The sequence below is a fragment of the Pseudomonas eutrophicaquae genome (assembly GCF_023544715.1).
Classification (GTDB): Bacteria; Pseudomonadota; Gammaproteobacteria; order Pseudomonadales; family Pseudomonadaceae; genus Geopseudomonas.
This window is the reverse complement of sequence record NZ_JAMJEZ010000013.1, coordinates 63,070-70,685: the sequence shown is the minus strand read 5'-3', so window position 1 is coordinate 70,685 and position 7,616 is coordinate 63,070. Positions and strand designations below refer to the sequence as shown.

General features: G+C 60.5%; 7 protein-coding genes and 4 tRNA genes. 3 read left to right on the top strand and 8 right to left on the bottom strand.

What is annotated here, in order from left to right:
- Positions 1-2 precede the first annotated feature (2 nt).
- The 3 genes from MXC11_RS07975 to MXC11_RS07965 form a co-directional block, all read right to left on the bottom strand.
- A tRNA-Gly gene (locus MXC11_RS07975) sits at positions 3-75 on the bottom strand.
- Between the two features lie 5 nt (positions 76-80).
- Positions 81-156, bottom strand: a tRNA-Glu gene (locus MXC11_RS07970).
- 303 nt (positions 157-459) lie between these two features.
- Positions 460-1,596, bottom strand: coding sequence for an RNA-guided endonuclease InsQ/TnpB family protein (locus MXC11_RS07965; protein ID WP_250007418.1), 1,137 nt, complete (start codon positions 1,594-1,596; stop codon positions 460-462).
- A gap of 129 nt (positions 1,597-1,725) precedes the next feature.
- Here MXC11_RS07965 and MXC11_RS07960 point away from each other — a divergent pair, with 129 nt between their 5' ends.
- Entirely contained in the window at positions 1,726-2,394 is a 669-nt protein-coding gene (locus MXC11_RS07960) for a glutathione S-transferase family protein (RefSeq protein WP_250007413.1), read from the top strand.
- A gap of 66 nt (positions 2,395-2,460) precedes the next feature.
- On the opposite strand, the gene MXC11_RS07955 is transcribed toward MXC11_RS07960, so the two are convergent.
- Positions 2,461-3,345, bottom strand: coding sequence for an ATP-binding protein (locus MXC11_RS07955; protein ID WP_250007429.1), 885 nt, complete (start codon positions 3,343-3,345; stop codon positions 2,461-2,463).
- A gap of 17 nt (positions 3,346-3,362) precedes the next feature.
- Positions 3,363-3,758 (bottom strand): peptide-methionine (R)-S-oxide reductase MsrB, encoded by a 396-nt coding sequence (gene msrB, locus MXC11_RS07950; protein WP_250007407.1) that lies wholly within the window; start codon positions 3,756-3,758, stop codon positions 3,363-3,365.
- 212 nt (positions 3,759-3,970) lie between these two features.
- Here msrB and MXC11_RS07945 point away from each other — a divergent pair, with 212 nt between their 5' ends.
- Entirely contained in the window at positions 3,971-5,182 is a 1,212-nt protein-coding gene (locus MXC11_RS07945; RefSeq protein ID WP_250007401.1) for a pyridoxal phosphate-dependent aminotransferase, read from the top strand.
- A 179-nt stretch (positions 5,183-5,361) separates the two neighbouring features.
- Positions 5,362-6,237: a protease HtpX gene (gene htpX / locus MXC11_RS07940; protein WP_250007396.1), complete on the top strand. Its 876-nt coding sequence runs from the start codon at positions 5,362-5,364 to the stop codon at positions 6,235-6,237.
- Between the two features lie 173 nt (positions 6,238-6,410).
- Here htpX and MXC11_RS07935 read toward each other — a convergent pair whose 3' ends face one another.
- The 3 genes from MXC11_RS07935 to MXC11_RS07925 all read right to left on the bottom strand — a co-directional run bounded on the left by MXC11_RS07935 (position 6,411) and on the right by MXC11_RS07925 (position 7,476).
- Positions 6,411-7,133 carry an FKBP-type peptidyl-prolyl cis-trans isomerase gene (locus MXC11_RS07935; RefSeq protein ID WP_250007391.1) on the bottom strand — a complete coding sequence of 241 codons (723 nt, stop codon included), beginning with the start codon at positions 7,131-7,133 and terminating at the stop codon, positions 6,411-6,413.
- Positions 7,134-7,309: 176 nt separating this feature from the next.
- Positions 7,310-7,386 (bottom strand) — tRNA-Asp (locus MXC11_RS07930).
- A gap of 14 nt (positions 7,387-7,400) precedes the next feature.
- Positions 7,401-7,476 (bottom strand) — tRNA-Val (locus MXC11_RS07925).
- Positions 7,477-7,616 lie beyond the last annotated feature (140 nt).

The window sequence follows — 7,616 nt, the reverse complement described above, 5'->3', positions numbered from 1 at the left end:
GGAGCGGGAAACGAGACTCGAACTCGCGACCCCGACCTTGGCAAGGTCGTGCTCTACCAACTGAGCTATTCCCGCTTAAGTGGCGTCCCCTAGGGGACTCGAACCCCTGTTACCGCCGTGAAAGGGCGGTGTCCTAGGCCACTAGACGAAGGGGACGCGGCCTGGAACTTACAACAGCTTTAGACTGCCACACTCCAAACTTTTAACGACTTGGTTACTTGCGTATGACCGTCTGTCGCTGAAAGTGCGCGCATTCTATGAATCGCCCCGAACTCCGTCAACCCCGCTGACGTTTTTTTCACATCCCAACGGTTTGCATGCGATATGCGCGGCTATAGGGGCTTGGCGAGCCCCACTGACATTGCTATAACCGTCGAGCCCTCAACCCCATATACCTGCATAGGGACTTTCCTTGACTGCTCTCCGCCCTGAAGGACGGAGGTTCCCAATTTATCGAGATCAGGACAACGGTACTGGACCGATGCCACTTACGTTCTCTCCAAGGGCTAACACCGCCAGCCCGGCGGCTTTGATATTGAGCGCAGCATTCACGTCGCGGTCATGCTCGGCTCCGCATTCCGGGCAAGCCCAGGTGCGCAGGTTGAGCGGCAAAATGTCCAGCGTATACCCGCAACAGGAGCAGCGTTTGGAACTGGGATACCAGCGGTCGATGGCGACCACCTGCCTCCCGGACCAAGCGCCCTTGTACGCCAACTGGCGGGTCAGCTCGCCCCAGCCGGCGTCGGCAATCGCCTTGCTCAGCGTCGGGTTGCGGATCAGGTTCTTCACGGCGAGGGATTCGGTGCAGACCACTTGGTTCTCGTTAATCAGTCTGCGGGACAGCTTGTGCAAGCTGTCCATACGGCAATCGGCGATTTTGGCGTGAATGCGCGCCACCTTCTTCCGGGCCTTGGCGCGGTTGGCGGAGCCGAGCTTTTTCTTGCTCAGCCGGCGCTGCGCCAGAGCCAGCTTGGCAGCGTATTTCGCGGTATGGCGGGGATTGCCGATCCGTTCACCCTCGCTGGTGACGAACAGGTCTTTCAGGCCCAGATCAAGGCCCATCATCTTCGGCGTGACGGGCAGGGTTTCGGTGTTGAACTCGCACAGGCAGGATACAAAGTAGCGACCGACGGCATCCCGAGACACGGTAACGGTGGAAGGGTCAGAAGGAAGCGCCCGACTCCAGCGGATCGCCAGTGGCTCGGCACACTTGGCCAGGAACAGCTGCCCGTCGCGGTATTTGAAGGCCGAAGTCGTGAACTCAGCCGACTGCCGATGGCGTTTCTTCTTGAACGCCGGGTACTTGGCCCGACCTTCAAAGAAGTTCTTGAAGGCGGCCTGCTGGTGACGAAGGCACTGCTGGAGCGGCACACACGAGACTTCGTTCAGGAAGGCCAGATCCGGTTCCTTCTTGATCGCGGTCAGGCGTGCGCTGGCCTGGGTGTAGCTGATCTTCTGCTGTTCCTTGAAGAAGGTATCGGTGCGCCAGCGCAGCACAGAGTTGTAGACGAAGCGCACGCAACCGAACGTCCGCACCAGCAGGTCAGCCTGCTCGGGCGTCGGGTAGAAGCGGAATTTATAGGCGCGTTTCGTCATGTTCCGCAAAATAACCAAGCGAATGTAAAGGTAGCAACCACTAAAAGGAGGCAGCGAGAACAGGGGCGCTCCGCGAGCGCCGCGCTATCCCTCCCCGGTCTGAAGACCGAGGTTTCTCGCGCAAAACTGATGATCGTCTACGGCGCCTCACTCTCTCCCTTCGTCCGCAAGGTACGCCTGCTGCTGGCCGAAAAGGGCCTCGACTACACACTGCAGATTATTGCGCCGCGCAACCAGCCGGAATGGTTCTATGACATCAGCCCGCTGGGGCGCATTCCAGGCTTCAAGGATGGCGACTTCGCCCTGGCCGACTCCAGCGTGATCGCCCAGTACATTGAAGAGCAGTACCCGCAGACCACAGCGCTGTATGGCCAGAATGCCGCCGATCGCGCGCGGATCCGCTGGCTGGAGAAGTATGCTGATTACGAACTGGCTCCCGATGCCACCTTCGGCGTCTTCGTCAATCGCGCCCTCAACCCAACCATGGGCAAGCCCTGCGATGAAGACACCGTGCAGCGCGCACTGAGCGAGCGCCTGCCCCGGCACTTTGACTATCTGGAGAAAACACTGGCAGGCCAGCCATTCTTCGTCGGCAACCAGCTGAGCGTGGCTGACCTGGCGATCGGCTGCCAACTGATCAACCTGGCGCATGCAGGTGAAGCAGTAGACGCCGCACGCTGGCCCAATCTCGCGGACCTGTATGCGCGCCTCTGCCAGCGCGACAGCGTCCAGGCGGTTGTGCCGGCCGAGCGCGAGATGCTGGCCAAACTGCTGGAGCGCGCCAAGACCAGCCACTGAGACGCCATCGCCAGAATGTGCCGGGAGAGATCACCTGTTAGGTGAAGCTCTCCCGGCACTTTGCCCTCAACTCACCAGCAAGGCCTGCCCCACCCACTGACGGGCAAATTGGTAAGCACAACGCCCGTTGCGGTTGCCACGCCCTTGCGCCCAGCGGATCGCCTCGCGCTCCAGCTCATCACTCCAGGTCCAGCTCAGCTCACAGCCCGCTGCCAGCACCTCGATCCAATGCCGGACCACCTGCAAGTATTCTCCTTGCGTGAATGGATAGAACGACAGCCACAGACCAAAGCGATCCGACAAGGCCACCTTGTCCTCGACCGCTTCGGAGGGATGCACCTCGCCATCGACCTGCTGCCAGCCCAGATTGTCGCTCAAGCGCTCCGGCATCAGATGACGCCGATTGGAGGTGGCATACAGCAGCACATTGTCCGGCGCCTGCTCGAGCGAACCATCCAGCACGCTCTTGAGTACGCGATAATCGCCTTCGCCCGCCTCGAACGACAGATCATCACAGAACAGCACGAAGCGCTCGGGCCGCCCGGCCAGCGCTTCCACCACCCGCGGCAAATCCGCCAAATCGTCCCGCTCAATCTCGATCAGACGCAAGCCATCCGACGCATGGGCCGCCAGCAGCGCACGCACCAGCGAAGACTTTCCGGTACCGCGAGCCCCCCATAACAGCGCATGATTGGCGGGCAGGCAGGCGACGAACTGGCGCGTATTGCGCTCCAGCAGCGTGCGCTGGCGATCAACGCCCAGCAAATCCTCCAGGCGCAGATCCAGCCGCACCTGCAATGCCCGCAAAACGCCCTGGCTTCCACTACGCTGCCAGCGCGCCGCCGGACAGCGGCTCCAGTCGATCTCCGCCACAGGTTCCGGCAGCCAGGGCTCCAGCCGCTCCAACACCTGCTCGGCACGCTGCAGCAGGCTCTCCAATCCGTTGGCCACCAGCCACTCTGCCCCGCTCACGCGCGCGGCTCCAGACGCAGCGCCGCCGAATTGATGCAGTAACGCAGCCCCGTCGGCTCCGGCCCGTCCGGGAAGACATGGCCGAGGTGGGCATCGCAGCGGGCACACAGCACCTCGATCCGGTGCATGCCATGGCTGAAGTCCTCCTCACAGCGCAGCGCCTCGGCCGATACCGGCTGGAAATAGCTGGGCCAGCCGCTACCGGAATCGTACTTGGCCGACGAATCAAACAGCGCCGCACCGCAGCAGGTACAGTGATACAGGCCCGGCGTCTCGCAGCGGTAGTACTCGCCGGTAAAGGCACGCTCGGTGCCTTTAAGCCGGCAGATCTGGAACTGGCTCTCCGACAATGTCTCGCGCCACTGATCCAGCGATTTCTCCACCTTGTCCATCCAAAAACCTCCACCGGAAAAAAAGCCTGCCCCTTCCCTTTCTCCACAGACAGGGCAGTCGTATGATGCTCGCCTTTCAGTCTGTCACCCGCATCCGGGACTGCCAAGCTACCGGCGCAGACCGCCTGCAGCGCACCTTGCGCGCAACAGGTCATGCCCGGCAACGCCCCTGACACGCCCTGATGCGGGCACTGGTTATACGGGATTCCATCATGCAGGTCAGCAAATCCAACAAGCTCGCCAACGTCTGCTATGACATCCGCGGGCCAGTGCTCAAGCACGCCAAACGCCTTGAAGAAGAAGGCCACCGCATCCTCAAGCTGAACATCGGCAACCCGGCACCGTTCGGTTTTGAGGCCCCCGAGGAAATTCTCCAAGATGTGATCCGCAACCTGCCGACGGCTCAAGGCTACAGCGACTCCAAGGGCCTGTTCAGCGCTCGCAAGGCCGTCATGCAGTACTACCAGCAGAAGCAGGTCGAGGGCATCGGCATCGAGGACATCTACCTCGGTAACGGGGTGTCCGAACTGATCGTGATGGCCCTGCAGGCGCTGCTCAACAACGGCGACGAGGTGCTGATTCCGGCCCCCGACTACCCGCTTTGGACCGCCGCAACCGCTCTGGCCGGCGGCAAGCCGGTGCACTATCTGTGTGATGAGCAGGCCAACTGGTATCCGGACATCGACGATATCAAGGCCAAGGTGACCCGCAATACCCGGGCAATCCTGCTGATCAACCCCAACAACCCGACCGGCGCCGTGTACCCCCGCGAGGTGCTGGAGCAGATCATCGAAGTCGCTCGCCAGCACAACCTGGTGATTTTCTCCGACGAGATCTACGACAAGATCCTCTATGACGATGCCCAGCACATCTGCACCGCCTCGCTGGCGCCGGATGTGCTGTGCCTGACCTTCAACGGACTATCCAAATCGTATCGCGTGGCTGGCTTTCGCTCCGGCTGGGTAGCGATTTCCGGTCCCAAGCACAAAGCCAGCAGCTACATCGAAGGCCTGGACATCCTCGCCAACATGCGCCTGTGCGCCAACGTACCGGCCCAGCATGCCATCCAGACGGCGCTGGGCGGCTATCAGAGCATCAATGACTTGGTACTGCCGGGCGGACGCCTGCTGGAACAGCGCAACCGTACCTGGGAGCTGCTCAACGACATCCCGGGCATCAGCTGCGTCAAGCCAATGGGTGCGCTGTACGCCTTCCCGAAAATCGACCCCAAGGTCTGCCCGATCCACAACGATGAGAAATTCGTCCTGGATCTGCTGCTGTCCGAGAAACTGCTGATTGTTCAGGGCACCGCGTTCAACTGGCCACGCCCGGACCACTTCCGCGTCGTGACCCTGCCGCGCGTCGACGACCTGGAGCAGGCGATTGGTCGCATCGGCAACTTCCTCAAAGGCTACCGCCAGTAAAACCTCGCGCGGCAGCATCGGTGGGTAACGCCGGTGCTGCCGCTGCATCCCGCCTCCCGGTCGCCGGCTGCCAACAGCGACACAGTTTGAAATAGCGCCCCAGTTGAACTGCACCGAGGCGTCACTTATACAGCCGCACATACACTCTGCGAATCCGCCGCAAGGAGACGGTTCCTATCATGATGCGCATCCTGTTGTTCCTGGCCACCAACCTGGCCGTGCTGATCATCGCCAGCATCACCCTCAAGGTGCTGGGTGTGGATCGCTTTACCGGACAGAATTACGGCAGCTTGCTGATTTACTGCGCCGTATTCGGCTTTTCCGGCTCGCTGGTCTCGCTGTTCATCTCCAAGTGGATGGCCAAGATGAGTACCGGTACCGAGATCATCAGCCAGCCACGCACGCGTCATGAACAATGGCTGCTGCAGACGGTCGAGCAGCTGTCGCGTGATGCAGGCATCAAGATGCCAGAGGTCGGCATCTTCCCGGCCTATGAGGCCAACGCCTTTGCCACCGGCTGGAACAAAAACGATGCGCTGGTTGCCGTCAGCCAGGGATTACTCGAGCGTTTCTCCCCCGATGAGGTACGCGCCGTCCTGGCTCACGAGATCGGTCACGTTGCCAATGGCGATATGGTCACGCTCAGCCTGATCCAGGGCGTGGTGAACACTTTCGTGATGTTCTTTGCGCGGATCTTCGGCAATTTCGTGGACAAGGTCGTGCTCAAGAATGAGGAAGGCAATGGTATTGGCTACTTTGTCGCTACCATCTTCGCCGAACTGGTACTGGGCATTCTCGCCAGCATCATTGTCATGTGGTTCTCGCGCCTGCGTGAATACAAGGCCGATGCCGCAGGTGCCGATCTTGCGGGCACCGCCGCCATGATCGCGGCGCTGCAGCGCCTGCGCGCCGAACAGGGTCTGCCGGTACAGATGCCCTCCAGCATGACGGCCTTCGGCATCAATGGCGGCCTGAAGAATGGCTTGGCTGGCTTGCTGATGAGCCATCCACCCCTTGAAGATCGCATCGCTGCCCTTCAGCAGCGCGGCCGCTAAACTCTAAACTACCGATTTCACACTGTATTGGGGCGACGCAAGTCGCCTCTTTTTTTGCCTGCTATTTTTGCCGACTGCACGATCCTCCCAATCTCCCACCACCACGCCGCCCCCAGAAACAACAACGCCCCGCACAAAGCGGGGCGTTGCAGGTTAGCCGGCAGCGAGCGCGCTTACTCTGCAGCAGCGCCTGCATCCTGCGAACGAATTTCCAGAAGCTCCAACTCGAAGATCAATACCGAATTGGCAGGGATCATCGGGCTCGGGCTCTGAAGACCATACGCCAGGTCGCTGGGAATGAAGAACTTGTACTTCTCACCCACCTGCATCAGTTGCAAGCCCTCGACCCAACCCGGAATCACGCCCGATACCGGCAGATCAACCGGCGAGCCACGCTTGATCGAGCTATCAAATACCGCGCCATCGATCAGCGTACCCTCATAGTGCACCGAGACCACGTCATCCGCCTTCGGACGTGCACCGCTGGCTTTCTTCAGCACTTCGTACTGCAGCCCGGACTCTGTGGTGATCACACCGTCACGCTTGCCGTTTTCTTCGAGGAACTTGCGACCGTCTTCCGCGTTCTTGTCATTGATGGCCGCCATGCGCTCTTCGGCACGATCCTGCAGGAAGGTAAAGGCCTCCATCAGCTGCTCATCGGTCAAGCGCTGCTCTTTCTTGGCCAAGGCATCCTCAATCCCCAGCGCAACCGCCGCCGCACTGAGATCTTCCATGCCCTCACCCGCCAGACTGCGCCCCATGTTCAGGCCGATGCCGTATGAGGCCTTTTGGGCTGGTGACTCCAGCGCAACTTCGGTTTTTGCAGTCTGCGAATCGCAGCCGGCCAGGGTCAGACCAACCAGGGCCACCGCAGCAGCCAAACGATGATATTTCATGCCTTTTCCTTAGAGTTCCTGTGCCGCAGCGAGCAGCCCGACTGAGCGCCAGAGCTTATCAGGCCGGCACAGGGTGCGGCTACGCCAAGCGGTAGCAAGCCTCTGAAGCGCAAAAAGCCTGATTGCATTTCTGCATATCAGGCTTTTAGGGTTCTTTATCACTTTGGGTCATAAAATGGCGCGGCGGACGGGACTCGAACCCGCGACCCCCGGCGTGACAGGCCGGTATTCTAACCGACTGAACTACCGCCGCGCTTAACCTCGAGTTGGTGGGTGGTGACGGGATCGAACCGCCGACCCTCTGCTTGTAAGGCAGATGCTCTCCCAGCTGAGCTAACCACCCTCGCTTGCATTCGCTTGTTTGCGTTTGCTCTCGAAGTGGTGCGCATTCTAGGGAGCTGCCTTTCAGCTGGCAAGCGTTTTTTTAAAAAAATTCAAAGCCGGCAAATACTGGTTATGCCGCATGGTGGCTGCACGCCCGCC